Here is a 25,604-nt window from a genome sequence, read left to right as displayed (position 1 = left end):
ATCCTGATGGCTCACAGGTTCGGCTTGCCACGACCTTATGCCAGTGTGGCCCTGACATTAGCTATTGGAATGAACACCCGGCGGGGATTCTCTGGATCACCCAGCGGCAAGAAGCCGAGATCAGCGTAGAATTTCCATCGCCGATCGAAGTGGTCGCCATCTAGCACATCCAGCACGATGGCGGCTGCGCCCATCTGGTCGGCGATGCCGGCGCATCGCTTCATCGCATCAATGACGAGGGCGGTGCCAAGGCTTTTGCCCTGCATGTCCTCGCGGACGGCTACCGCTCGAATGTAAATGACCGGGACATCTGGAACCCGCGCTCGCTGCCATTTCTTCGGGCCAAATTCCGATCTCACGGCCATCGCGCCAAGCGTATAGAACCCGAGTACTGCACTATCTTCGTCCGCCGTCGCGATCCACGCGGTGACCATGCCGTCCTTGACCTTGAACCGCCCCGGCTTTCCCGGAGGCTCCTATCTGTGAGAAGGAGCCACGATGAGCGCTACAAGGAACAAGTTCTCGCCTGAGTTTCGCGACCGTGCGGTGCGGATGGTGGAGGAGCACCGGGGAGATTACCCGTCGGAGTGGGCGGCGATGACGTCGATCGCCGGGAAGGTTGGCTGCACGACCGAGACACTGCGCCGCTGGTGCCGTGAGGAGGCGAGCCGACGAGCAGGGCCAGCGGCGCAGGCTGTCAGTGATCGTGATCGGGTCAAGGCCCTGGAGCGCGAGGTCAAGGAACTGCGCCGGGCCAACGAGATCCTTCGCAAAGCCTCGGCATATTTTGCGCAGGCGGAGCTCGACCGCCACGGCAAATGGTGATGTCGTTCATCGACGCTCACCGGAAGGAATTGGGTATCGAGCCGATCTGCCGGGAACTGGCAATCGCCCCTTCCTCCTACCACGAATATGCCGCCCGCCTTGCCGATCCCGGCAGGCGCCCCGCCCGTGTCCGGCGCGATGACGAGATGCGCGAGGCGATCAAGCGCGTCCACGAGAACAGCTTTGGCCTCTATGGTGCCCGCAAGGTCTGGCACCAGATGCGCCGCGAGGGGATCAAGGTGGCCAAGTGCACCGTCGAGCGGCTGATGCGCACCATGGGCCTGGCAGGCGTGCGCCGGGGCAAGACGACGGTGACGACCATCAGCAACCCCAAGGCACCGTGCCCGCTGGACAAGGTCAACCGCGAGTTCCGCGTCAGCCGGCCCAATGCGCTGTGGGTGGTCGACTTCACCTACGTCCATACCTGGGCCGGGTTCGTCTATGTCGCGTTCGTGATCGATGCCTTCGCCCGCCGGATTGTGGGCTGGAAGGTCAGCACCAGCGCCACGGCGGGCTTCGTACTGGATGCCCTGGAGCAGGCGATCCATGCCCGCAGGCCAAGTCCAGATGATGGCTTGATCCACCACAGCGACAGGGGCGTTCAATACCTGGCGATGAACTACACGCAGCGTCTGGCCGAAGCCAACCTCGTGCCGTCTGTGGGCAGCGTCGGCGACAGCTATGACAACGCCTTGGCCGAGACCATCAACGGTCTCTATAAGGCCGAGGTCATCTGGCGGCAGCGCTCATGGCCGAGCGCATCGGCCGTGGAAATGGCAACGCTGCGCTGGGTGGACTGGTTCAACAATCACCGCCTGTTCGGACCCATCGGGCACATCCCACCCGCCGAAGCCGAAGCCAACTACTATGCGGCCAACGAGACCCTCGATATGGTCGCATGACTCAATTGAAAATGCCTCCGGGAAAGCCGGGGCGGTTCAACCCCTATCAAAGGTTGAAGTTTGGCCTATAGAGGATAGCGTCGATATAGCTGATTGGTTTAATCCAGCAATACGGCGTGCCAATCCAACAGGCTGTGGATCGGCCAATGCGAATTGTGGGCCTTCCGCAGGAGAATATCCGCCGCTGCTTTCAAGGTTGCCGCTGCAACAATACCTTAAAAGGAAGAAATCCCTCGTTATTTCAGGTCTATAGGTCGGGTACGCAAACTGATTACTGGCAGGTTTCCGGTCCGGGACTTACTTTAGGACCCGTCGGTAATCAGCGTTCCGCCATCGACGACGAGATTATGACCGGTGACAAAGGCCCCCGCAGGCGACGCGAGGAAGACAGCGGCGCCTGCGACTTCGGCCGGAGTGCCGGGCCGGCGCAGCGGGGTCATCGCCATGCGGCGGGACATGAAGGCCGGGTCGTCGAGCAGGGGCTGCGAGAGTTCGGTGGCAATGAAGCCGGGCGAGATCGCGTTGACGCGCACGCCTTGCGGCCCCCATTCGACCGCGAGATTGCGGGCGAGCTGGGCAACACCCGCTTTGGCCAGGGCGTAGGCGTTGATCCGGCCGTTTCCGCGCAGCGAGGAAAGGCTCGCCATCAGCACCGCCGCCCCGCCACCAGACGCCGCGATATGGGGCAGGGCGAGGTTGCACAGCACGACCTGGCTGCGCAGGTTGATCGCCATGACGCGAGCGTAATCGTCCATGTCCACTTCGGCGAAAGGGCCGGGCTTGCCGGTGATGCCGGCATTGCAGACCAGAATGTCGAGGCCGCCGAAGGCTTCGAGCGCCAAATCGACGAGGGATTTCTGTGCGTTGTCGTCGGTCACGTCGCAGGCAAGGCCGGGCATGGCCAGTTCCGCCGCGACGCGCGCGGTATCGGCGGCGTCTTCGCTGGAGATGACGACGCGCGAACCTTGCCCGATCAATGCTTCGGCAACGGCGCGGCCGATGCCACGGGTGGAGCCGGTGACGATGGCGCGCTTGCCCGACAGGTCGAACATCGTTCCGGGCATCAGTGCGGCTTGTCCTCTGGCAGAGGCTGGCCGTTGTGGATATAGGCGGGCGCCTCGATCAGGATGAAGGCGATGCGGCAGACCTTGTCGCTGGTGTTGCGCCACAGGTGATTGGTGCCGCGCTGGATGATGATGCCGCCCTGGCCGATGGTGCGCTTGGCTCCATCATCCAGTTCCAGCTCAACCTCGCCTTCAAGCACGATGCCGTAGTCGATCGAGTTGGTGCGGTGCATCGGGCTTTCCTTGCCCGGCAGCATGTCGACGATACGGATGACCGAACCGCCTTCGAGCGTAAGGCCCGCCTCGCGGTGGCGACCGTCGGTCTCGTCGTTGTTGTCGGCAGGGACCGTGGGCGTGGTCCAGATCAGCAGGAACGAAGCATCGCCCGAGGGGATCATCTTCGTGGGGGTGACGTCTTCGGACTTGAAGATGGCGCGGCCGTTTGCATCGTGGCCGGTAACCACGCGCTGGACGGGGGGAAGGCCGGAATCCGAAAGGACCTGTTCACTCATGCCTTGATCACCTTTTGCTCAAGCGCGCCGAACGGGGCGCGCCCGTTTGAATCGACCGCTTCCATGCGGACCGTGTCGCCGAAGGTCATGAATGGGGTTCTCGGCTCGCCCTGGTCCAGCACTTCGATGCCGCGCCGCTCGGCTATGCATGAAGAGCCGATCTCGCGGAAGTTGGGATTGGAGACGGTGCCCGATCCGATCACCGTGCCCGCGACCAGATCGCGGGTGCGCGCGGCGTGGGCGACGAGTTCATGGAAGCCATGGCCCATCGGCTCGCCATTGGCGGCACCGAAGCGCTGGCCGTTCCAGTCGACATTGAGGTTGAGGCAGACGCGTCCGTTGCGCCAGTTGTCGCCCAGTTCCTCTGGCGTCACCGCGAAAGGCGCCATGCCGCAGGGGGGCTTGGCCTGAATCCAGCCGAAGCCGGTCTTCATTTCGGGCCCTGCCAGAGTGCGTAGCGACCAGTCGTTGATCTGGACGATCAGGCGGATGTGGCCCATTGCATCGGCGGCGGTCGCGCCCATCGGGACGGCATCGACGATCACGCCAAATTCGCCCTCGAAATCGATGCCGAGCGCTTCGTCGGGGAACTTCACCGCGTCGGTCGGGCCGTAGAATTTGTCGGACGTGCCCTGATACATCAGCGGCAGGTCGGTCTTGGGCTTGGTTATGCCCAGCACCGCGTCCATGAGGTCGCCATGGCTCTGGAAGGCCGAGCCATCGAGCCATTGCCAGGCGCGGGGCAGGGGAGCCATGATGCCCGCGGGATCGAGAGGTTCGGGGAAGTCATCGATCGCGCGCAGGGCGGGTTCGACCTCGGTCCACGCCTCGAGTGCCTGCTGCAAGGTGCCGACCGGCGCAGGCGCGCAAGCCGTGCCATCGGGCGAGACGACCACGAGCCGTCCGTCTTTCGATCCATCACGCAATGTGGCCAGACGCATGTGTGTTCTCTCCCCGACAGCTGTTGATCCTGCCGTTAGGCAGGGCGCTTGAACAGGACAAAGGCATTCGGTCGATAGGCTTGCATCGATACAATGCGATGGTCGCAACCGGGAGGGTGTTGCAATGGGCTGCTCCATTGCAAACAACCTTGCGGGGAGAAACATGGCGATCTGGCTCAAGCGCGGCGCAGCTGCGGACGTGAAGGCGCAAGGCGACCGCAAGGTGCGCGATACGGTGGAAGCGGCGCTGGCCGACATCGAGCGGCGCGGCGATGCCGCCATTCGCGAGATGAGCGTGAAGTTCGACGGCTGGGACCGCGATGACTACCGCCTTTCACAGGCCGAGATCGATGCTGCGGTCGACAGTCTGACGCCGCAGGAGCGCAAGGACATCGAATTCGCGCAGGCGCAGGTTAAAAACTTCGCGCAGATCCAGCGCGCCAGCATCACCGATGTCGAGGTCGAGACGATGCCGGGCGTGGTGCTGGGTCACAAGAACCTGCCGATCCAGAACGCGGGCTGCTATGTGCCCGGCGGCAAGTATCCGCTGCTCGCCTCGGCGCATATGAGCGTGATCACCGCCAAGGTAGCGGGCGTTCCGCGCGTGATTACCTGCGCGCCGCCGTTTCAGGGCAAGATCGCGCGCCACATTGTTGCGGCACAGGCCATGGCCGGGGCCGACGCGATCTATGCGCTCGGCGGCATCCAGGCGATCGGCGCGATGGCCATCGGCACGCAGAGCATCGATCCCGTCGACATCCTTGTCGGCCCCGGCAATGCCTTTGTGGCAGAGGCCAAGCGCCAGCTGTTCGGCCGCGTGGGGATCGACCTTTTCGCCGGGCCGACCGAGACGCTGATCATCGCCGACGAGATCGGCTGCGATCCGGAACTGGCTGCCACCGACATCCTCGGACAGGTCGAGCACGGACCGGACAGCCCCGGCGTGCTGCTGACCAATTCCGAGAAGCTGGCGCGCGAGACGATGGCCGAGATCGAACGCCTGCTGCAGGTCCTGCCGACCGCCGACCATGCCCGCAAGGCGTGGGAGACCTATGGCGAAGTGATCGTGGCCGAAAGCGACGAGGAGATGGTGCGCATCGCCGACGAGATCGCCAGCGAGCACGTGCAGGTGATGACCGCCGATCCCGACTACTTCCTGCAGAACATGACCAACTACGGCGCCCTGTTCCTGAGCGCCCGCACCAACGTGTCTTATGGTGACAAGGTGATCGGCACCAACCACACGCTGCCGACGAAGAAGGCGGCGCGCTATACTGGCGGGCTGTGGGTCGGCAAGTTCCTCAAGACCTGCACCTACCAGAAGGTCGTGACCGACGAGGCTTCGGCGCTGGTCGGCGAGTACTGCAGCCGCCTCTGCGCGCTGGAGGGCTTTGCCGGGCACGGCGAGCAGGCCAACGTCCGCGTGCGCCGCTATGGCGGGCGCAACGTTCCTTATGCCGGGCAGGCCGAACCCAGCGAACTTACGCGCGCGTGATGAAGCTGCCGCGCACGCCGTCTTTCCGGCTCGATGGGCGCCGCGCTCTGGTGACAGGCGCGGGCAGGGGGATCGGGCTGGCGATGGCCGCCGCTCTGGCTGAAGCCGGGGCGGCGGTCACACTCGTGGCGCGCTCGTCGGGCGAGATCGAGGAGGCCGCCCGCGCCATCGGCAACGGCGCGGAGGCCGCGACCCTCGACGTGTCCGACACGGCTGCGGTGGCGGCGTTCTTTGCCGGACGTGAGCCGTTCCACGTGCTGGTCAACAATGCCGGGACCAACCGGCCCAAGCCGATGTGGGACGTGACCGAGGCCGACTATGACGCGGTGCTTGATCTGAACCTGAAAGCGGCAATCTTCGTGGCGCAGACCTGCGCGCGCCGGATGATCGAGACGGGCACGCAAGGCTCGCTGATCCACATGGGCAGCCAGATGGGCCATGTCGGCGGGCCCAACCGCAGCCTCTACTGCGCGAGCAAGTGGGCGCTCGAGGGGATGAACAAGGCATTTGCGCTGGATCTTGCCAGCCATGGCATCCGGTCAAACACCATCGCGCCGACTTTCATCGAAACCCCGCTGACCGAGCCGATGTTCGCCGACGCCGCGTTCAAGGCGAGCGTGCTCTCCAAGATCAAGCTCGGGCGCATCGGCAAAGTCGAAGACCTGATGGGCGCGGTGCTGTTCCTTGCCTCCGATGCTTCGGCATTGATGACCGGGACAAGCCTTGTCGTCGATGGCGGCTGGACGGCGGAGTAGCACGTGGCGAACAGCGCGGCCTCGCAGATTCCACACCTCGACATCGACCCGTTCGATCCGGCATTCCTTGCCAATCCCTTTGCGGCACATCCCCGGTTGCGCGATGCCGGGGCGGTGGTGTTCCTGCCGGCGATCGGCTGCTTTGCCATGGCGCGCCATGCCGAAGTTCAAGCCGCGCTCAAGGACTTCGCAACGTTTGTCTCCGGACGCGGGGTCGGTCTCGCTGATTTCCTGAAGGAAACGCCATGGCGTCCGCCATCGCTGCTGCTGGAAACCGATCCGCCCACGCACGATCGCACGCGCGGGCTCATGAGCCGCGTGGCATCGCTCGCCAGTCTGCGCGCCGTGATGCCGCAGTGGCAGGCAAAGGCCGATGCGCTGGTCGAGCGGCTGGTGGGGCAGGGCGCGTTCGATGCGGTCCCGGCGCTGGCCGAGGCCTTTCCGCTTGCGGTGTTCCCCGACCTGATCGGCCTGCGCGAGGACGGGCGCGAGAACCTGATTCCCTACGCCACGGTGGCCTTCAATGCCTTTGGACCGCGCAACGCGCTGCTGGCCGAGACGATGGAAGCGGCACGCGAGGCAACCGAATGGGTGGCGCAAAGCTGCAAGCGCGACATGCTGCAAGACGGTGGCTGGGGCATGCAGGTGTTCGAGGCGGCCGATCGGGGCGAGTGCACGCATGAGGAAGCCGAGCGGCTCGTCCGCTCGTTCCTGACGGCAGGGGTCGATACCACAGTCAATGGCATCGCCACGCTGGTCCACGCTTTCGCCGCGTATCCCGGGGAATGGCAGCGGCTGCGCGCGGAGCCGGGTCTGGCGAAGAAAGCGGTCGAGGAATCGCTGCGCTGGGGCGGAACGGTCCAGACGTTCTTCCGCACGGCCTCGCGCGATGTTGAAATTGCGGGGCATGTCATCCCCGAGGGCGCAAAGGTCCTGCTGTTTCTGGCAGCGGCCAACCGCGACCCGCGCAAGTGGGATGATCCGGACCGGTTCATGATCACCCGGCAGGCGAGCGGGCATGTCGGCTTCGGGTTCGGCATCCATCAGTGCCTTGGACAGATGGCGGCGCGGATGGAATCCGAAGCGGTGGCCGTGGCGCTGCTGAAGCACGTTTCCGAGATCCGCCCGGCAGGCCCGCTGCGTCGCCGTCTCAACAACACCCTCCATGCGATCGGCGAATTGCCGGTTGAACTTATACCTGCCTGAAGAGAGATACCATGTTCGAACCATTTCCCGGAAACTACGTCTGGAACCTCGGCATCAATCTTGCGCTGATTGCCGGCGGAAACCATGGCGAGCTGGACGAGGTGTGTCGCCCGGTGCGCGAGGCTGCCAAGGCCGGGGCAGATGCGGGCTCGGCCCAGTTGTTCGATAGCTGGATCGCGGTGGCCGATCAGGTCGCGCGCAATTCGCAGCGCGACGAGGAGGAGGGCTTCCTGCTTTCTGCAGGCGCGAAGTACCTGCGCGCCTCCGGCTATTACCTCGGTGCCGAGCGCCTGCAGAGCCGCGACTATGCGCCGCGCTGGGTGGCCTATGACAAGGGGCTGGAACTCTATCACAAGGGTTGCGCGCTGCGCGGCCTGCATGTCGACAAGGTGGAGATTCCCTACGAAGGATCGAGCTATCCGGCGATCTTCGTCCACGATGGCAGCGGCACGCCGCGCCCCACACTGGTCTCGGTCAACGGGCTCGACTCGATGAAGGAGCAGGTCGACATGGCAGGGCACGGGTCAGTCAATCTCGAGAGGGGCATGAACACGCTGTTCCTCGACCAGCCCGGCACCGGCGAGGCGATCCGCAAGCGCAATCTGCCAGCCGTTTACGATGCCGAGCGCTGGGGGAGTCCGGCGTTTGACTACCTGCTGACGCGCAGCGACGTGATCCATTCGCAAATCGGCATCTTCGGCCTTTCATTCGGCGGCTATCACGCCCCGCGCATTGCCGCCAACGATCCGCGCTATGCGCTGTGTGCGGTGATGGGGGCCAACCATGTATGGGGCCAGCGCCAGCGCGAGCGCGTGGCCAACGAGGGCGAGAACCCGGTTCCGCACTATTGGGACCACGTGATGTGGGTGTTCGGGATCGACAGCCAGCAGGCGTTCCTCGATTATGCCGACCAGATCACGCTCGACGGACAGGTCGAAAAGATCCGCGTTCCGTTCCTGATCACCCATGGCGCAAACGACCGCCAGATCCCGGCCTTCAACGCGCAGATGTCTTACGATCAGGCGGTGAACAGCCCGAAGCGCACCTTGCGCATCTTCACCAAGGCCGATTTCGAAGTTGAGCACTGCGGGGCCGACAACGGCACCGGCATGCGCGACTACATCGCCGACTGGTGCGCGCAGACATTTGCCGAGATAGCCGCGAACAAGGGCTGAGGGCGTGGCCGAGTTCACCTTCCACCATGGCGGCGTCTCGGTTCCATCGCTTGACGAGGCGATAGACTGGTACGGGCGGGTGCTGGGCTTCGAGGTGGAGAAGCTCTTCACCATCGAAGCCGCCCGCAGCCACACCGCCATGGTGCGCAAGGGGCCCTTGCGCTTCGAGATCTTCGAGGTGGAAGGTGCAGCACCTCTGCCCGACGACCGCCGCCATCCGCCGCGTGATGTGCGGACCCACGGCAACAAGCACGTCGCCTTTCGGGTGGCTGATCTCGATGCCTTTCTTGCCGAGATGGAAGAAAAAGGCGCGGACGTGGCGTTCGTGGTGCGCGAGGCATTCGGCAAGGGCTGCTTCATCCGCGACTGTGCGGGTAACCTGATAGAGTTCGTGGAAGAACCAGCCGATTGACCTACGCCCTTGCTCCGTCGTGCGCACGGGGGCAAGCAAGGCGCATGCGTTTTTCCGTTGCCATGGCAGATCCGCCCGTCTCAGCGAAGCAGCGCGCGGCGCAGGAGCGCTGCGACGCGATGGTCCGTCATGCCCGGGCCCAGATCATGGCGGTGGGCGTGGACCGCTTCAGCGTCAATGAAGTGCTGCGCCTGGCCGGTGGATCGAAGGCGACGCTGGTCAAGTACTTTGGCGATCGCAATGGCCTGATTGCTGCTGCCATCCACGAGGAAGCGCTCGGCGTCATGGCAAGGCTCGACCTCGACAGCGACGAGGCGCGCGCCGAGCCGCTGGACAGGGCGCTTGCGCGAGCGCTCTCGGGCGTACTGCGCTTCTACCTGACGCCGGGGTCCTTGGCTCTCTATCGCGCGGTGATCAGCGCGGCGACCGGTTCGAACGGTGCGGCGGAGGCATTCTACGTCCATGGTCATCGTGTGATCGTCGCGTCAATCGCGGCGCTGCTCGAAGCGCGCAAGCCGCAGGAGGTGCGAGCCGAGCTCGATTGCGAGGATGTGGCCGATCAATTGCTGCATGCCATCCGCGCCGGAGTCTACGAGAAAGCCCTGATCGGCCTTGACGGCGCAGCCGACGATGCTGCTGTCTCAGCGCGGATTGCTGCCACGCTTTCGCTTGTCTTGCCGGCGATCTTAGCAGCACGAAGCGCTTGATCCGGCATCGCATCTCCAATATGTACCGATGGTACACATATGGAGAGATGCATGACGAGCTATCTGCGCAACGCGTGGTACATGGCGGGCTGGTCCGATGAGGTCGGGGCGACGGGCCTTGCGCGAAAGATCATCGACAAGCCGGTGTTCCTGTTCCGCAAGGCTGACGGAACCGTTGCGGCCTTGCTCGATCGCTGCCCGCACCGCTTTGCGCCGTTGTCCAGAGGCACGCGCGAAGGCGACACCGTGGTCTGCGGCTATCATGGGCTGGCGTTTTCGACTGAGGGCAAGTGCGTGCGCAATCCGTTCGGTGAGCGCGTGCCCGCAGGTTCCGACATCCCTGTGTTTGCCGTCGCCGAACGTGACGGCATCGTTTGGCTGTGGGGTGGAGCGGCAGAGGCGGCCGATGCGGCGCTGATCCCCGACTTCGGCTTCATCCCCGACACGCCGCACAGCCGCACCGTGCGCGGCTACACGCTGATGCAGGCGAACTACGAATACGGCACCGACAACCTGCTCGACCTTTCGCATATCGAGTTCGTCCACAAGGGCACGTTCGCCGGGCAAGGCGTGATCTTCGCGGGCGAGCACACGGTGCAGGTGGAGGGGGAAACGCTGCATTCCAACTGGTGGATGCCCGACATCGCGCCGCCGTCGGTGGCACAAGGTGTGTTCCCGCCCGAGGCCAAGGTCGACCACTGGCTGGACATGCGCTGGAACGCGCCTGCCTCGATGCGGCTAAACGTCGGCGTTGCTCCGCATGGTGCCGGGCGCGAGGCAGGGTTCGAAGTGCCGCAGGCTCACATCCTGACCCCGGCAGATGCGCACACGACGCACTACTTCTGGTCATCGACCCGCTACAACGATCTCGAGAGCACCGAAGTCGACGCAATGCTGCTGGCGCTGTTCGGCGAGGCTTTCGACCTCGAAGACAAGCCGATGATCGAGGCGGCCTATGCCAACGTGCGCGACAATCTCGAGGCAGGCGGGGATTTCTGGAAGGAAAGGCCGCTGTCGCTGGGGATCGACCAGGGAGGTACTCGCGCGCGGCGCTTGCTGGAGCGGATGATCGCGCGCGAGCAGGCGACGGGGTAACCGCCGCCTGCTACGGGCGCATCAGATCGCGTGTTCGTCCTCTTCGGTCAGGTTCGCCAGGTCGCCGGTGATCGGCTGCTTGCCGGGCTTGGCGCGGCGGTAGGGTTCGAAGCTCTTGCGGTCATGGTCGAAGACCATGTCCCAGGGGATATCGTCGCCTCGGAAGATCGCGGGCGCGTTGTGCGACCATAATAGCGAGCCGAACTTGAAGTCCCAGGCACGGGGCACCCAGTTGTCGTCCACGTAGTCGGTGTCGGCGTGGTATTCCGCTTCCCCGGCATGGCCCGGCATTTCGCAGTAGTAATAGATCGCGCTGGAGATGCGGTGGCGCGAGATGCCGCCGCTGGTGTTCATCGTCGTGTTCTTCCAGCCCTTGTTGTCCATGATGTTCGCGCCGAGCATGACTTCGTCGATGTCATCGCAGCCAAAGGCGATGTGCATGAACTTGAAGTGATCGGGCGCAATCGGCAGGTCGCAGTTGACCCAGAAGATCGAGTGATGCTCGAACGTGCCGCCCGCGCGTGCGAAGATGCCGGTACCCTTCGAATGGTCGATATAGCGGAAGCCCAGGTGGCGCTCATAGAACTCGAAGCTGCCGACATAATCGGGGCTGAAGAACACCACGTGATTGATCGTCTTGGGAATGGCCTTCTTGCGCCAGATGCGGTGCTGGTTGAAGCGCGGCCAGTTCGACGGCGTGTTGACCGGGCTGGCCTCGGACACCACCGGACGCTTGTCCCACACGCGCAGGGCGATGGGCTGGCCATCGGGGCAGACGCAATGGACGGTGCCATCGGCATCGCGCACTACCGGTACTTCGGTGGCGAGGCTGGCGGCGATCTTTTCAAGGTTGGCGGCGGTATCGATGCCCCAGACCGTTTCCTTGATCCCGTCACCAGCGAAGGGATCGGGCACGGGCAAGCGGGCATCGCCGTGCAGCAGCAGGATCACGCGGCTGCCCGACTGCAGGCGAAACACCGCTTCGCTTGCGCTTTCGCTTTCCAGCGGCAGTCCGAAATCGGTCCAGAAGCGGACGTTCTCAGCCATGTCGGTCACGCCGAAGACGACGCTTTCGACGCCGAGCACGGCATTTGTTGACTTGAGGGGCATGAATTCTCCCGGGCTATCTCTAACCCATTCTTCATGCCCAACCAGCAACGGGTCCGGAAACGCAAGTTTCCGGACCCAAGCTATCGACCGTGCAGATGGATCAGACGGGTTCGCCCAGCTTCTTGCGGATCAGGTCGGTCAGGGCAACAGGATCGCCAGCGGCTTCGGGATGCATGTCCCATTCGCCAAGCTGGATCGAACTCGTGCCGACGAGCTTTGCGCGTTCGAACCGGCGTTCCATGAAGGCGGCGAGTGCATCATCGACATCGCGTTCGGCCAGTTCCTCTGACAGGACGACAGCATCCTCGACCGCCATCGCGGCGCCCTGGCCAAGATGCGGCGTGGCCGAGTGGGCGGCATCACCGATCAGCACGACGCGACCCTTGTACCACGGTGCAGGCATGATGCAGGCCTCGAGCGGACGATAGACCACCAGCGCCGGGTCGGTGACATGGCGTGCCGCATCTGCCAGCAGGCCGCCATATCCTTCCAGCCGCGCGCGCATCTCGTCCGCCAGTGTTTCGGGCGCGAAGCGGGGATTGCCCGGCTCCTCGAACACGGCAAAGATGTACATCTCCTCGGGCGTGAGCGGGCAGTAGCCGGCCTTGCCCTTGCTCTTGCCAAGATAGATGTCGGACCACTCAAGGCCTTCGGGATGCGGCACGTTGTAGCGCCACACGCCTTGCCCGGTGTATTGCGGCCTTGCTTCGGGCCACAGGACCTTGCGCACGGCCGAATAGTTGCCGTCAGCGCCGATCACGAGGTCGTAGGTGCCGTGCGTGCCATCGGTAAACAGCACGTCCACCCCGTCGCCGTGATCGTCGAGGCTTTCAAAGGTGACACCAAGCCGCACCGGAATGCCGAGCGAGCGCACCTTGTCGGTCAGAACCTTGTGCAGCGCGGGCCGGGTGATGCCGAGGTCCGAGGGAAGGCCGTCAACAGCCGTATCGCCCGGGAGCGTTTCGATCACCCTGCCGTCGATGTCGAGGAACCGCGCCCCGCGATAGGCATAGCCTGCCTTCACCGCAGCTTCGCCCACATCGAGCATGTTCAGCGCGCGGACGAAGTTTGCCTGGACGATGATGCCCACGTGATAGACCTTCCAGTCCTTGTCACGTTCGACAACTTCCACGTCCAGCCCGCGCTGGTGCAGACCGATCGCTACCGACAGGCCGCCCACGCCGCCGCCGATGACAAGAATTTTCCTTGCCTTGTTCATGTGCCAAATCCTCTCGTTCATTCGGCAGCTTCGGCCAGTGGGGCCGGGTCTGCCGGGTGGTAGTGCAATTGGTCGGGCCGGGCATAGGTGACGTCCCAGTTGGGTTCGCCCTTCATGAAATCTGGCAGGTTGGTCATGTAGATCGCGGTGCCGAACGCGCCGTCCCAGATGCGCGGGCGCCAGCCATCATCGACGCAATCGCAGTCCGCGCCGTACTCGGCCTCGCCACCTGCAGGGCAGGGGACATAGAAGAACGCGGCGGAGGTCAGGCGGTGGCGGCCGAAGCCCCAGTTCCAGTCGCCGTAAGTGTAGCCGCGCCGGTCGAGGTAGTTCTTCGCGACCATCAGCTCGTCGATGTCTTCGACTTCCCAGTTGGCGTGATGGAACTTCAGCGTACCGTCGAAGCCCGGCATTGGCGCATGGGCATCGGCGAGGAACACGTTGTGGTGCTCGTAGCAACCATCGGCGCGCATGTAGACGCCGAAGCCCTTCTGCATGTCGGTGATGCGGAAGCCGAGCACGTCGCGATAGAAATCGACCGCCGCTTGCACGTCGGGAAAGGTCCAGACGCAGTGGTGGGTCCGCTTCGGCACGGCGCGGTCGATCCACTTGCGCGGCTGGTTCAGCCGGGCGATGCGGCCCACGGTGTTCTGCGGCGTCGGGGCGCCGAACACGGCGCGCGGCTGCCACACCTGAAGCCCGATGGCCTGGCCGAACGGGGGGACGAAATGGACGATGCCTTCGTCGTCGGTGGCAAGTTTCACCAGCGGCGCGAGCCGCGCCTTGAGCCGGGCCATGCCTTCTTCGCTATCGACCGCCCAGACGCACTCGTGCACGCCTCGCTTGGTCTGTACCGACCCGGCAGGCAGGCGCGGATGACCGGCCTTGAGAAACAGCGATTGCGAACCGTCAGCGGCCTCGAACAGTGCCGAAGTCTCGTCCCGCGTGATGAGCGAAAGGCCAAAGTCGGTGAAGAAGCGCACGCACGCCGGCACGTCCTCCACCATCCATGTCAGCCGCCTGATGCCGATGATCGCCATGCAAAGTCTCCCGTGATTACCGGGAGCGTTTTGCGATGGACGGGGCTTGCGCTTCTTGATGTAGCGCAAATCGTTACCATGAATTGTTTTGACGCCCATGCATCTGCCAAATCAATAGATTTGCGCGTCAGCTTTTGCGAAACAGCATCGTCAGCAGGAAGAGAAACGTTCTGAAGTCGATCAGCTTCAGCGCAGCGCGCGCTTCGGCGGGCGTCAGCTTGGCAACCATCGGCATCGCGCCGAAGATCTTGCCGCGAATGACCAGAGTATTGCCATCCGGCTCGATCTTGCGGATCGCCATGAGTTCCTTGTCCTGCGCGTCGAGGATGCGCGCCACCGGCACCTTGGGCTTTGCGTTGCTCATCAGATCGGCCCTCCGCAGACCTTGTCGTAATCAATAGCCATATCGTCCATCATCTGGATCGCGGTGGCGCGGCCTGCGCCGAACATCCCGCCGCCCGGGTGCATGAACGGCCCGACGAGATAGAGCCCATCGATCTCCGGTACCCGCAGCGAGCCGAGGTCGGGCGTCGGACGGTGGCCGGCGGACTGGTAGAAGAACGGCGCACAGCCGTGGATGTCGCCGCGCACGAAGCTGGCCGGGCTGTCGCGCTCGTGATCGACGGGCGAGCGGATCAGGCGGCCGGTGATGTTGTCGTCGGTGAGGTTTGCGTAGAACTTGCGGTATTGCGCCAGCGCCTTGTCTGCCACTTCGTGCTTGCGCTCGTCCCACGATCCGGGGCCGTGGGGGTGGAGGTCATAGGGGGCGAAGTTCACGCCGTAGAACACGCCTGCACCTTCAGGTGCCCGGGTGGGATCGAAGATCGTGTTGTCTCCGCCCGCAATCAGCCGCTCGCTCACTTCGCCGCGACGGAGCTTGTCGTACTCGAGGCACATGTCGCGCACCGAATAGAAGTCCATCAGTTCGGTCATCATCGCGTTGCAATCGTTGCCGACCTTGAGACGCAGCCGCTCCTTGAGGGTGAGGTGGGTGAGGTTGATCGAGAAGGTCGACTGGCTGACGCGCTCGGCGCGCTGCAGCACCGGCTCGGGCGTCTCGCCAACGAATTTGCGCAGCACGTGGGGGTGGATCGCGCCGATCACGCCATCGCGCGCCATGAAGCTCTCGCCATCGGTCAGTTCGAGGCCGACCGCCTTGCCGCCTGAAACGATCACGCGGCGCACTTCGGCATTGCAGCGCACTTCGCCGCCGAAATGCTCGATCGCGCGGACCAGCGCGTGGCTGAGCTGGCCCGATCCGCCTTTGGGCATCGAGCACCCGAAAGTGTGGATGATCCCTGGCATCACGAATGCCCCCATGCCGGTGCCGAGTTCATCGGGCATCTGCAGGTTCTCGGTGACCATGCGCACGATGTGCAGCTTGAGCATGTCGCTTTCGAAGTACTGGTCGACGATGTCGAGCGCGCTGCGCTGCATCAGGTCTAGCAGGAAGCGGCCCTCGTCCGACTGGTCCATCATCGCCACGAACGCGCCGAGCGGGAAGGGCGGGGCGTACATCCCGCTCATCAGCATCGGCAGCGCGGTCATGCTCATGCCGACGAAGCGGCGATAAGCCTCGGCATCGCGTTCACCCGCGACGCGGACCAGTTCCTCGCAGGTCCGGTCCAGGTCCTTGTAGGAGCGGATGACCGTGCCGTCTTCCCAGATCGAGACATGGACGAGATCGGGATAGATGTATTCGAGCCCGAACTTCGAGAGCAGGCCCAGCTCGTCCTCACGCAGCATCGGGTTGCCCTGGATCATGATGTGCACGTTCGAGTGCTCGTCGTGCCAGAAGCCCGGGTGCAGCAATTCGCGGGTCGAGACGCCGCCGCCGTAGTGCGGCTTGCGTTCGAGGACGAGGACCTTCTTTCCGGCCTTGGCCATGTAGGCGGCAGCGACGAGGCCATTGTGCCCCGCGCCCATCACCACGATGTCGTACTGGCTCATCTCAATGTTCTCCCGAAAAGAAGCTGCGGAAGCCCGCGAGGCCCGGCACGTGGCTTGCCCCGCCGCCGTCACACACGATGACCTGGCCGGTGATGTTGCTTGCAGCGTCGGAGGCAAGGAAAGCGATGGCTTCGGCGATGTCTTCGGGATCACCGAGCTGGTCGCGCAAGGTTTCGTCCTCGACCACCTTTCGCAAGGCGGGCGGGAAGGCTTCGCGCAGGGCTGGGGTCATGGTCATGCCGGGGGCGACAGCATTGCAGCGCACCCCGGCCTTGCCGTGGCTTGCGGCGATCGCGCGGGTCATCTGGATCACGGCGGCCTTGCTGCTGGAATAGGCGGCCTGGATCAGGTGGCCCTGCAGGGCGAGGTTGCTGACGGTATTGACGATGCAGCCGCGCGTCTGGCGCAAGTGCGGAAGCGCAGCACGGCAGGCGATCATCGTGCCGCGCACGTTGACCGCGTAAGTGCGGTCCCACAGCGCGGTGGCCATGTGCTCAATGTCGCCGTCGGCCAGAGCGATATCGGGGCCGAGCAGCGCCGCATTGTTGTGCAGCACATCGAGCCTGCCGAAATGCTGCACCACTTGCGCAACCATCGCCTCGACCGAGGCTTCCTGTTCGAGATCGAGCGTGATGGCGAGCGCGCCGGGAAGTTCCGCGGCGAGCACCTGTGCCCGGTCGCTGGCGATATCGGCAATGGCGACGCGAGCGCCGCGTGCGGTCAGCAGGCGTGCCGTGGCGGCACCGATCCCGCCTGCGCCGCCAGTGACGATCGCCACCTTGCCCTCCATGCGAATTGCATCGGCTGCCATGCACAACTCCCATTGTTTCTTGCCTTGCGCAGCGTCTTAGGACAGCGAAGGAACAGCGGAAGACGGCACTTTTTTGTGCCTTCGAGAATGTTGGACGGGCGCGTGGGGCATCGATCGACCGAGACGGCGCAACAGATCGCCGAACTGGCTGCGGAGATGGCGCAGCACGGCAAGGATCGCGATGATCCCGCGCGCGAAGTGATGGGCCTGCTTGGCGATCGCTGGTCCACGCTGATCCTGCTGGTGCTGGCCACGGGCGCATGGCGTCATGCCGAACTGCGGCGCACTTTGGGCGAGCTTTCGGCTGAACAGGCCATCTCGCAGCGCGTGCTGACGCTGAAGCTGCGCACGCTGGAGCGCGACGGTTTCGTCGAGCGCACGGTCAGCGCAGATGTGCCACCGAAGGTGAGCTATGCCCTGACGCCGCTGGGCCGCGAACTCCATGCCGAGGCACGGCGGCTGATCGACTGGAGCAATGGCCGCACGGCAGCCATCAGGGCAGCGCGTCAGGCTTTCGATCGGGCTGCCGACTGAGCTTAACGCTGCGGGTGGTTCATCCGGTATTCGACCTCGATCTCGTCACGCTCTACCGACGAGCCGGGAGTCAGCGGAACGACGTTGGCTGACGTCTCTTCGCCGGCACCGGCTGCCGCCTGCAGCCGTTCGACCACCCAACGCAAGGCACGGTCGTTGTTGTTGGCGAGGTTCCACTGGATCGTCTCGCGGATCGGCGGGATGTCGAACGGGATCTCGCGCAGGACCAGCGGCATGTTGCGCACGACGCGCTCGGCCATGCGGCGGTGCATGGTCGCGATCCGGCGTGTGCCGACGATCAGGCCGGGCAACGAAAGGAACGACGGCGCGACGACCTCGATCCGCCGCTGCTGCTTCTGCCGCCGCACAAACCAGTCCTCGAAGGCAGGCACGCGCGCCTTGCCGAACCGCGCCGTGACATGGCCAAGGCTGAAATAGAGGTCACGCGTCATCGGACCGGCCATCGCGGGATTGTCGCTAGCGCCGACAACGACATAATCGTCCTGGAACAGCAGTTGCGTCGGATGGTCAGCCGACACGGCAAGGTCGATGGTCAGCAGCAGGTCGACATAGCCGCGTTCGACCGCCTCGATCGGCGTATCGTTCATCGGCTGTATCTCGAAGCGCAGGCCAGGCGCCTCGCGTTCGAGATCAACCAAGGCCCCGGCCAGCAGCACTTCCGTGGAGTAGTCGGACGCCATGATCCGGATCGTGCGCTCAGCCGTCGCAGGATCGAATGGCGGCGCGACGGCAACCGTCGTCCGGATCTGCTCGAGCACTGCACGGACCGGCTCGATCAGCTCCTCGGCGCGGGCGGTGAGGATCATGTTGCGGCCTTTGACGACGAGCAGTTCGTCGCCGAAATACTCGCGCAGGCGGCCAAGCGCGCTGGAGGTGGCGGACTGCGAAAGGCACAGGCGATCGGCCGCAAGGCTGACGCTGCGCTCGGTCAGAAGTGCATCGAGTGCGACCAGCAGGTTGAGGTCAAGCCGTCCGAACCGCATTGCCATCTCCGCCGCGCCTCAGATCGTTGCGAGCGCGTTGGCTACGAGCATAGCAGAATCGCCGTCATGCGCAAAACCGGCGCGGAACGCGGCGGGCGTTTCGAGCGGTGGCTGGCTGGCGAAGGCCGCTTCGAGCGCGGCATCGGGGGCATAAGTGACAAGGTCCGACGAGACGCTGCACTGGCGCGCGATCTCGGCCGCAAGCTCGCCCATCGTGACGCGCAGGGCAGGAAGCGTGACTGCGCGGGTGGGCGGCAGCAGGGCGCTGTCGAGATCGAGTGCATGGACAAAGTTTGCAGCGCACTGACGCAACGATTGCGCCCAGATCGTGGCCTCGGCCGAGACCGGGCAGGTGAACGCTTCGCCGGCCTTGAGCGCATGGAAAAGGTCGGACATGAACGCCGATTTCATGCCCGATGGTCCCTTGGGCCGGGCAAGAATGCCGGGCAGGCGCACGGAGACCCCGTCGATCACGCCACGGTTGGAGAACATCGCCACTGCGTCCTCCATCATCGCCTTGTGTCCGCCGTAGATCATCTTCGGGCTGAGCGGAGTGTCATCATCGACCAGCGCCGGTAGCGGATCGCCAAAGACCGCAATCGAACTGGCATAGACCACGCGCAGGCCGGGCTGGATCGCAGAGGCTTCCAGCAGAAGATCGTACATCGCATCGACGTTGATGCGGCGCGAGGCGGCGGGATCGGCCTCGGCCGCGCCCCCCGGCACCGTGGCGAGGTGGATCAGGGCGTCGCAGCCCTGGGCGAGGGCCTTTGACCTGATCGCCGGATCGCCAAGGTCGCCCGCGATGGCCTCGGCACCCTCGGGAATGCCGCCCGCCGCGCTATCGATGCCCACAACGCGGTGGCCCCGTTCCAGAAGTATCCGCACAAGCTCGCGCCCGACGAAACCGCCTGCACCGGTGACCACTAAGTTCATCGTCATGTCGTCCTTCAGAAGTTGCCAGACAGGCGCAGACCATAGGTACGCGGTGCCGAGTAGTGGCCGACCGCGACACCGATGGGCGAGGCCTGCGGCGCAAGATTGCGACGCTTGTCCTCGATGTTGCGGACAAAGCCGGTCAGCGCCCATGTACCATCGGACTGCCGGATCGTCAGCGCAGCATCGGTCGTCCAATAGGCGGGGATGCGTTCGAAATCGAGATATTCGAATGCGCCCCACTGGCTGTCGCGCCACGCGGTGTCGACGTTGGCGACCAGTTCGAGGCTGTCACCCAGCGGCAGCACCTGTTCCGCGCCGAGGTTGACGGTCCACTTCGGGCTGAACAGCAGCGGATTGCCCGAGCAGTCGAAGTCCTTGACCGGCGCACCGCCTGCCGTGGCACCGGTAAAGGTGAACGGGCAGCCGAAGTTGTCGCGCGGTGCGGCAGTGAACAGGTGCAGGTCGTCGTACTTGGTATCGAGGTACTGCAACTTGGCACTGAGCGTCGTGCCGCGGGTCGGCTTGGCGAGGAGATCGACATCGAAGCCCTTGATCGAGGACTTGCCAGCGTTCTCGTTCGAGCTGATCAGCGTGCCCGAGGTATCGACGGTGAAGTAGGTGATCTGCTGGTCACGATACTTCCAGATGAACCCTTCGAGGTTCAGCTGCAGGTGATTGTCGAGGAAGCGGTTTTTCGAGCCGATGGTATAGGCGGTGATGAACTCCGGCTTGTAGGTGGTCTTGCTCTCGGTCATCTGAAGGCCGCCCGCGCGGTAGCCGCTTTCGACCGTTGCATAGACGAGATTGTCCGGCGTCACGTCGAATTCGGCCGAGGCCTTCCAGGTGACGCGCGAATAGCCCTTGCTGTCCTTGACCGGGTTGTAGGTCTTGAGGATCGCGCCGACGCCGTTGACCAGCGGGAAGACCTGGTAGCCGGCCTGATCGGTGCTGTTTGCCGCGATCCAGCCGTTGGACTTGAGCCAGTTGATGGTGTCGGTCGTGTTCAGGAAATTGGGGTAGTAGGGGATGTTGCCTGGCGTCGCGCAGCCCTGGGCAAACGATCCCGGCGGGGTGATCAGCGCAGGCGGCAGGCCACCGCAGAAGGTGATGAAGTTGTTGATCAGCCCGTCGATCGACTTCTTGTCATGCGTGTAGCGCGCGCCACCGATCAGACGGAAGCGGTCCGATACATGCGCGGTGAGCTGGCCGAACCCGGCGTAGCTGTCGGTCTTGTGGCTGTAGTTCTGGATCGGCAGCACGAACTCCTGGTTGTACTGGTTGTTCGCCTTGATCTTCTCGTTGAAGTAGAATGCGCCGACGACATAGTCGAACATGCCCGCGCTGCCGGCGAGGCGCGCTTCGAGGCTGGTCTGGCGGACCTTCTCGTTGGTGTTGGCCACGTTGAAGGCCGGACCGTAGAAGAACGTCGCGTCGGTGCTTTCACGGTAGGCCGGGATGACGGTGAGCTTGCCGATGCCGGTCTTCCAGTTCAGCTCTGCGTTGACGCCCCAGTAGGTGCTGTCCTGCTTCTGGTCGCGGTTCATCGGGCTGAGGAACGCAAAGGCCGGAGCGCCGAGGTTATGGCTGCGGAAGGCATTGGCGGCAGGGGTGTTGAAGCCTTCGCTCTCATCAAGGCCCGAGGGAATGAAGATGTAGCCTCCGGTGCCGTTGGGCACGTAACCGCCCACGTAGCTGCCGCCCACGCCCTTGCCGCCCAGGTGGGTGTAATCCGCACCGATGCGCAGCGACAGGTCGCTCGACGGTTCGATCAGGTACTGAGCGCGCAGCGAGCCCCGCTCTGCATCGTCGGTGCCGTCACGGTTGTAGCCATCGCGCGAGGTGTAGGCCGCGCCAAGGCGCAGGGCGCTCTTGTCACTGACGCCAAGATTGACATGTGCATCGGCGTCAACAGCGTCGAAGTTGCCATAGGACAGGTTGAACCCTGCCGAATTGCGGCCGATCTCGGGACGCGCCGGGATGATGTTGACCGCGCCTCCCGTGGCATTGCGGCCATACAGAATGCCCTGGGGGCCCTTGAGCACTTCGACGCGCGACAGGTCATAGAAGGCAGCACCGAACACGCCGCCGCCACGGCCAAGCACGACGCCGTCGTAGTTCGGGGCGACAGCGGGGTCGTTGTAGCTGCTGGTGGTGATGTTGCCGACGCCACGGATGAAGATCGAGGCGATGTTGCCGCCGTTGGCCGGGACGGACAACGCGGGCACGGCCTTGGTGATGTCGAGCGCGTTGGTGATGCCGCGCGAGCCCAGATCCGCGCCTGACACCGCGTCGATGGCGATCGCGGCCTTCTGCAGCGATTCTTCCTTGCGCTGGGCGGTGACGATGATTTCGGTGATGCCGTCGTTGGCACCGGCCTCTGCCTGCGCTTCCTGCGCGGCGACCGGTGTGGCGATGGCCACGGCAATGAGTGCAGTGGAGCCTAGAAGTGCAAGGCGCATTGGTTTCCTCCCCTTGGCGCATTTGTGTAGATTTGTTGCTCGAGCCGATAGACCGCCAGGCGACGAACATCCCGCCGTTTGTATGGATGGGTTCCTATCCACAGTTCGGATTTGTGCGTGCGGCGCCATTCGCTAGGTCAGGGCGCCATGACACGGGAGACCATCAGCAGCATTGCCACGGCGCTTGTCGTTGGCGGGGGTATCGGCGGCATGGCCACGGCGATCAGCCTGGCCGAGCGCGGAGTCGCGGTCGACCTGATCGACATCGACCCCGATTGGCGCGTTTACGGGGCGGGGATCACCATCACCGGCCCGACGCTGCGCGCCTATCGGCGGCTTGGCCTGCTCGATGCGATCAAGGCCGAAGGCGCGATCACCAGCAAGACCCGGCTGTTCCGCTTTGACGGCACGCACATGCTTGATCTCGATGAACCGGTGATCGAGGAAGGGCTGCCCGCCACAGGTGGCATAATGCGTCCGGTGCTGCATCAGATCATGCAGGCACGCGTGCGCGAACTGGCCATTCCGGTCCGCCTCGGCCTCACGGTCGATGCGCTCGAGAACGAAGGGCAGAGCGTTGCCGTGCGCTTTTCCGACGGCACCGAGCAGCGTTACGATCTCGTGGTCGGGGCCGACAGCATTTTCTCGCGCGTACGCGAACTGGCATTTCCGCACATGGGTCCGGCGCAACCGACGGGGCAGGGGTGCTGGCGCATCTCGATCGCCAAGCCGCCCGGCCTCGATGCGGGCGAATTCTTCCTGGGCCACGCCAACCCCTGCGGCATCACCGCGTGCGCGCCGGATACGGTCTACATGTGGATGCTCACCCCGCACGAGGAGCGTGAGAGCTACATGGACGAGGAGGAACTCTTCGTTACGCTCAAGGCGCTGCTCGCCGATTTCGGCGGCAATGCCGGCTGGATCCGCGACAACATGACGCGCAAGGACTGGATCAACTATCGCCCGCTGGCGGCAGTGCTGCAGCCGAGGGACTGGTTCAATGGGCGCATCGTTCTGCTCGGAGATGCCGTCCATGCCACGACCCCGCATCTCGCGTCGGGCGCGGGCATGGCCGTGGAAAGCGGCATCGTGCTGGCCGAGGAACTGGCCCGTACCGGCGATGTCGGGGATGCGCTGAAGGCCTATCAGGAGCGCCGCTTCGACCGTTGCCGCGACGTGATTGAAACCAGCGTGGCGGTGGGCAAGCTGCAACTCGAACATGGTGACCCGAAGGTCCACGCCCACATGCTCGAAGGCGCGCTGGGCCGACTTAACGAACCGTTCTGACAATCAAGGTGCGCGGCGGCTACCAGGCCGTCGCGCCGCCATCGACGGGGATGTCGGCACCTGTCACATAGCCTGCCTCGTCGCTGGCCAGCCAGGTGGCGCACCAGGCGATGTCGGCCGGTTCGCCAAGCCGCTTGACCATGTTCTTGGCGAGGACCTTCTCCCGCAATTCAGGCACTTCGGCGAGATGGCGCCCGGTGGCTTCGGTCCTGATGAAGCCCGGCGAGATCGTGTTGGCGCGGATGCCGTGGGGGGCGCCTTCCATGGCCAGCTGACGTGTCATGGCCAGCACGCCACCCTTGCCGGCGCAGTGAGCCAGAGCGGCCGATCCTTCGAGAGCATGGCGCGCATTGGCGCTGGCGAAGTTGATCACGCTGGCAGCGCCGCTCGCCTTGAGGCCCGGCCACGCCGCGCGCGTGGGCAGGAACACGGTATCGAGTTCGCCGGTCAGCGTGCGCCGCCAGTCAGCCAGCGACATCGTCTCGATCCAGTCGAACACGGCAAAGGCGGCGGCGTTGACCAGAATGTCGATGCGGCCATGCTCTGCGATCAGCGTAGCAAATGCCTCATTGGCCGAAGCCTCATCGGTCAGGTCGATGTCAAGGTCGGCGCCTGCAAGGTCGAGGCCGAAGACCCGAGCGCCCTCTGTGCGAAACATGCGGGCGCATTCCTTGCCGATCCCGGCAGCCGCGCCCGTGACGACGGCGATCTTGCCTGCAAGCCGGTCAGGCATGGGCCGTTTCTCCTCCGGTGCGACCGGCAAGGAGCCGGACGGCCAGCGCGACGGCAAAGCCCGCAGCGGCCATGTAGCCGAGCATTTCGAGGCCTTTCATCAGCCCGCCCAGCTGCATTGCGAAGAACGTCACGGTTATCGGGCTGAGCCACTGGCCAAGCGCGAACGCCGATTGCCAGAAGCCGGTGCCGCGCCCGCGCACTTCGAAGGGCAGGATGCTCATCGACCAGACCAGCAGTGTCGGCAGCAGCATCCCCGCGCCAAGCTGGTTGATGAAGCACCCGGCAAGGAAGCCGCCCGTCGTGCCGCTGCGCCCCATCAGCAGGAAGCCGAAAGCGAGCAGGCCGAACTCGGCAAGCAGCAGCCTGCCGACGCCGAGCCTGCCGATGCGCGAATAGATGAAAGTGCCCAGCGGCACGCCGAGGCTGGCCAGCGAGGTGAGAAAGCCGATCCGCGCCGCGCTCGACAGCCCGAGCTCGGCCAGCCCTGCCGAAGCCTGGATCTGCACGGTGTAGAAGAAGATCGAGCCGTAGATCGTGATGCCGGCGATCACCGCCAGTTTCCCCCAGGGAAAGCCCGCCCAGCTCAGGTTGCGTGGCGCGGCGGGTGGAGTTTCGGCAGATGCGTCGCCGGTCGGCTCCCACGTGTATTTCAGGACCAGCGCGAACATGACGAGCGCGGAGGCATAGACCGCAAACGGTGCGCGCCACCCGATCTCGCCCAGAACGCCTCCGACATTGAAGAACAGCAGGGCCGAGACCGATGCGAAGGCGGTCTGTCCGGCCAGCCAGCGGTCCCGCTTTTCGCCCTCGTAGTAGTCGCCGATCATCGTTGTCGACAGGACGTAGATCAGTGCTTCGGCGATGCCCACGCCAAGGCGCGAGATCAGGATGTGGACGAGATCGGTGAGGAACAAGGGGGCCACCCCGACCACCGCGTAGAGCACGAAAGAGGCAAGCAGCAGCCGCCTGCGCCCGAAGTAATCGCCGAGCATTCCGGCAAAGGGGCAGAGCACGGCGACGCAGAGCGACGGCAGCGTCAGCACCATTGGCACGAGGTATTCGTGGCCGCGAACGTCCGCGTATTCGGCCATCAGCTTGGGCAGGACCGGGGCGAGCAGGACGATTGCCATGGTCGTCAGGGTGATCGGCAGCAGCAGGGCTATTCCGGTCATGACTCCCGGTTCACGATGCCTGTGCATGACCTGACTCTCTCCCACGCTCGATCGGGCCCGCATGGGGCTTATCTCTATTGGAGAGGTTAGACGCGCCCGGGCGTTTCCTGTCCAATCGATACAACCGCACGCTACTTATCCGCCGCACAGGATCGGACGTGCGGCGGCTCCAGCAAAGCCTCCGTCAAGCCATGGTCACCGATATGTCGCTGATCTGTCCCTGAAATTGCACGATGCTGCAACAGCGCGGGCCTA

The 25,604-nt window shown here is 64.4% G+C and carries 25 protein-coding genes and 1 other annotated feature; of the genes, 10 read left to right on the top strand and 15 right to left on the bottom strand.

What is annotated here, in order from left to right; genetic code table 11:
- Positions 1 to 35: 35 nt before the first annotated feature.
- Positions 36 to 434, bottom strand: coding sequence for a GNAT family N-acetyltransferase (locus tag ACZ1JX_RS08795; protein WP_465123189.1), 399 nt, complete (start codon positions 432 to 434; stop codon positions 36 to 38).
- 64 nt (positions 435 to 498) lie between these two features.
- Between ACZ1JX_RS08795 and ACZ1JX_RS08790 the strand changes: the two genes are divergently transcribed.
- Positions 499 to 1,727 (top strand): IS3 family transposase gene (locus tag ACZ1JX_RS08790; RefSeq protein ID WP_465123188.1). Its coding sequence is split into 2 segments (ribosomal slippage): positions 499 to 787 and positions 787 to 1,727, totalling 1,230 coding nucleotides; the frame shifts between segments, so codons are not numbered across the junction.
- Positions 780 to 894: a sequence feature (AL1L pseudoknot), on the top strand. (Overlaps the previous gene by 115 nt.)
- Positions 1,728 to 2,029: 302 nt before the next feature.
- Here ACZ1JX_RS08790 and ACZ1JX_RS08785 read toward each other — a convergent pair.
- From ACZ1JX_RS08785 to ACZ1JX_RS08775, 3 genes are read right to left on the bottom strand one after another with little or no spacing between them, the layout of a single operon-like run.
- Positions 2,030 to 2,791, bottom strand: a complete 762-nt coding sequence (locus ACZ1JX_RS08785) for an SDR family NAD(P)-dependent oxidoreductase (protein ID WP_465123187.1) — start codon at positions 2,789 to 2,791, stop codon at positions 2,030 to 2,032.
- Entirely contained in the window at positions 2,791 to 3,303 is a 513-nt protein-coding gene (locus ACZ1JX_RS08780; protein WP_465123186.1) for a cupin domain-containing protein, read from the bottom strand. The genes ACZ1JX_RS08785 and ACZ1JX_RS08780 overlap by 1 nt, the downstream gene beginning before the upstream one ends.
- On the bottom strand, positions 3,300 to 4,244 hold the full coding sequence (locus ACZ1JX_RS08775) for a fumarylacetoacetate hydrolase family protein (RefSeq protein ID WP_465123185.1): 945 nt from the start codon (positions 4,242 to 4,244) through the stop codon (positions 3,300 to 3,302). The genes ACZ1JX_RS08780 and ACZ1JX_RS08775 overlap by 4 nt, the downstream gene beginning before the upstream one ends.
- Positions 4,245 to 4,407: 163 nt before the next feature.
- Between ACZ1JX_RS08775 and hisD the strand changes: the two genes are divergently transcribed.
- Genes hisD through ACZ1JX_RS08740 form a run of 7 tightly spaced genes read left to right on the top strand, consistent with a single transcriptional unit; the run spans position 4,408 to position 11,089 of the window.
- Entirely contained in the window at positions 4,408 to 5,739 is a 1,332-nt protein-coding gene (hisD, locus tag ACZ1JX_RS08770; RefSeq protein WP_465123184.1) for a histidinol dehydrogenase, read from the top strand.
- Positions 5,739 to 6,494 carry an SDR family NAD(P)-dependent oxidoreductase gene (locus ACZ1JX_RS08765; RefSeq protein ID WP_465126383.1) on the top strand — a complete coding sequence of 252 codons (756 nt, stop codon included), beginning with the start codon at positions 5,739 to 5,741 and terminating at the stop codon, positions 6,492 to 6,494. The genes hisD and ACZ1JX_RS08765 overlap by 1 nt, the downstream gene beginning before the upstream one ends.
- Positions 6,495 to 6,497: 3 nt before the next feature.
- Positions 6,498 to 7,700, top strand: coding sequence for a cytochrome P450 (locus tag ACZ1JX_RS08760; protein ID WP_465123183.1), 1,203 nt, complete (start codon positions 6,498 to 6,500; stop codon positions 7,698 to 7,700).
- A gap of 11 nt (positions 7,701 to 7,711) precedes the next feature.
- Positions 7,712 to 8,875 (top strand): alpha/beta hydrolase, encoded by a 1,164-nt coding sequence (locus ACZ1JX_RS08755; RefSeq protein ID WP_465123182.1) that lies wholly within the window; start codon positions 7,712 to 7,714, stop codon positions 8,873 to 8,875.
- A gap of 4 nt (positions 8,876 to 8,879) precedes the next feature.
- Positions 8,880 to 9,287 (top strand): VOC family protein, encoded by a 408-nt coding sequence (locus ACZ1JX_RS08750; RefSeq protein WP_465123181.1) that lies wholly within the window; start codon positions 8,880 to 8,882, stop codon positions 9,285 to 9,287.
- A 44-nt stretch (positions 9,288 to 9,331) separates the two neighbouring features.
- A complete protein-coding gene (locus tag ACZ1JX_RS08745; RefSeq protein ID WP_465123180.1) occupies positions 9,332 to 9,994 on the top strand; it encodes a TetR/AcrR family transcriptional regulator in 663 nt (220 codons plus the stop codon).
- A 51-nt stretch (positions 9,995 to 10,045) separates the two neighbouring features.
- Entirely contained in the window at positions 10,046 to 11,089 is a 1,044-nt protein-coding gene (locus ACZ1JX_RS08740) for a Rieske 2Fe-2S domain-containing protein (protein ID WP_465123179.1), read from the top strand.
- Positions 11,090 to 11,110: 21 nt separating this feature from the next.
- On the opposite strand, the gene ACZ1JX_RS08735 is transcribed toward ACZ1JX_RS08740, so the two are convergent.
- From ACZ1JX_RS08735 to ACZ1JX_RS08710, 6 genes are all read right to left on the bottom strand, one after another.
- Positions 11,111 to 12,199, bottom strand: a complete 1,089-nt coding sequence (locus tag ACZ1JX_RS08735) for a VOC family protein (RefSeq protein WP_465123178.1) — start codon at positions 12,197 to 12,199, stop codon at positions 11,111 to 11,113.
- A 100-nt stretch (positions 12,200 to 12,299) separates the two neighbouring features.
- Positions 12,300 to 13,418 carry an FAD-dependent monooxygenase gene (locus ACZ1JX_RS08730; protein ID WP_465123177.1) on the bottom strand — a complete coding sequence of 373 codons (1,119 nt, stop codon included), beginning with the start codon at positions 13,416 to 13,418 and terminating at the stop codon, positions 12,300 to 12,302.
- 17 nt (positions 13,419 to 13,435) lie between these two features.
- On the bottom strand, positions 13,436 to 14,458 hold the full coding sequence (locus tag ACZ1JX_RS08725; protein WP_465126324.1) for a VOC family protein: 1,023 nt from the start codon (positions 14,456 to 14,458) through the stop codon (positions 13,436 to 13,438).
- A gap of 127 nt (positions 14,459 to 14,585) precedes the next feature.
- The gene (locus ACZ1JX_RS08720; protein WP_465126323.1) at positions 14,586 to 14,822 is read right to left on the bottom strand and encodes a hypothetical protein; all 237 of its coding nucleotides are present in this window, start codon (positions 14,820 to 14,822) and stop codon (positions 14,586 to 14,588) included.
- Entirely contained in the window at positions 14,822 to 16,408 is a 1,587-nt protein-coding gene (locus tag ACZ1JX_RS08715; protein WP_465126322.1) for a phytoene desaturase family protein, read from the bottom strand. The genes ACZ1JX_RS08720 and ACZ1JX_RS08715 overlap by 1 nt, the downstream gene beginning before the upstream one ends.
- Position 16,409: 1 nt before the next feature.
- Positions 16,410 to 17,219 (bottom strand): SDR family NAD(P)-dependent oxidoreductase, encoded by an 810-nt coding sequence (locus tag ACZ1JX_RS08710; protein WP_465126321.1) that lies wholly within the window; start codon positions 17,217 to 17,219, stop codon positions 16,410 to 16,412.
- A 102-nt stretch (positions 17,220 to 17,321) separates the two neighbouring features.
- On the opposite strand from ACZ1JX_RS08710, the gene ACZ1JX_RS08705 reads away from it, so the two are divergent.
- Positions 17,322 to 17,753 (top strand): winged helix-turn-helix transcriptional regulator, encoded by a 432-nt coding sequence (locus tag ACZ1JX_RS08705; protein ID WP_465126320.1) that lies wholly within the window; start codon positions 17,322 to 17,324, stop codon positions 17,751 to 17,753.
- 2 nt (positions 17,754 to 17,755) lie between these two features.
- Here the strand turns inward: ACZ1JX_RS08705 and ACZ1JX_RS08700 are convergent, their stop codons facing one another.
- Genes ACZ1JX_RS08700 through ACZ1JX_RS08690 form a run of 3 tightly spaced genes read right to left on the bottom strand, consistent with a single transcriptional unit; the run spans position 17,756 to position 22,155 of the window.
- Positions 17,756 to 18,763, bottom strand: a complete 1,008-nt coding sequence (locus tag ACZ1JX_RS08700) for a LysR family transcriptional regulator (RefSeq protein WP_465126319.1) — start codon at positions 18,761 to 18,763, stop codon at positions 17,756 to 17,758.
- Positions 18,764 to 18,775: 12 nt separating this feature from the next.
- On the bottom strand, positions 18,776 to 19,699 hold the full coding sequence (locus ACZ1JX_RS08695) for an NAD-dependent epimerase/dehydratase family protein (RefSeq protein WP_465126318.1): 924 nt from the start codon (positions 19,697 to 19,699) through the stop codon (positions 18,776 to 18,778).
- A gap of 8 nt (positions 19,700 to 19,707) precedes the next feature.
- Positions 19,708 to 22,155, bottom strand: coding sequence for a TonB-dependent receptor (locus tag ACZ1JX_RS08690; RefSeq protein ID WP_465126317.1), 2,448 nt, complete (start codon positions 22,153 to 22,155; stop codon positions 19,708 to 19,710).
- Between the two features lie 147 nt (positions 22,156 to 22,302).
- Here ACZ1JX_RS08690 and ACZ1JX_RS08685 point away from each other — a divergent pair, with 147 nt between their 5' ends.
- On the top strand, positions 22,303 to 23,442 hold the full coding sequence (locus tag ACZ1JX_RS08685; protein WP_465126316.1) for an FAD-dependent monooxygenase: 1,140 nt from the start codon (positions 22,303 to 22,305) through the stop codon (positions 23,440 to 23,442).
- 19 nt (positions 23,443 to 23,461) lie between these two features.
- Here the strand turns inward: ACZ1JX_RS08685 and ACZ1JX_RS08680 are convergent, their stop codons facing one another.
- Positions 23,462 to 24,175, bottom strand: coding sequence for an SDR family NAD(P)-dependent oxidoreductase (locus ACZ1JX_RS08680; protein ID WP_465126315.1), 714 nt, complete (start codon positions 24,173 to 24,175; stop codon positions 23,462 to 23,464).
- Entirely contained in the window at positions 24,168 to 25,376 is a 1,209-nt protein-coding gene (locus ACZ1JX_RS08675; protein WP_465126314.1) for an MFS transporter, read from the bottom strand. Before ACZ1JX_RS08675 ends, ACZ1JX_RS08680 begins: the two co-directional genes overlap by 8 nt.
- Positions 25,377 to 25,604: the final 228 nt, after the last annotated feature.

The sequence above is a fragment of the Novosphingobium sp. BL-A-41-Hi4A-0G genome (assembly GCF_055521735.1).
Note: the sequence above shows the minus strand (reverse complement) of the source record. Positions and strands in the feature narration are given on the sequence as shown.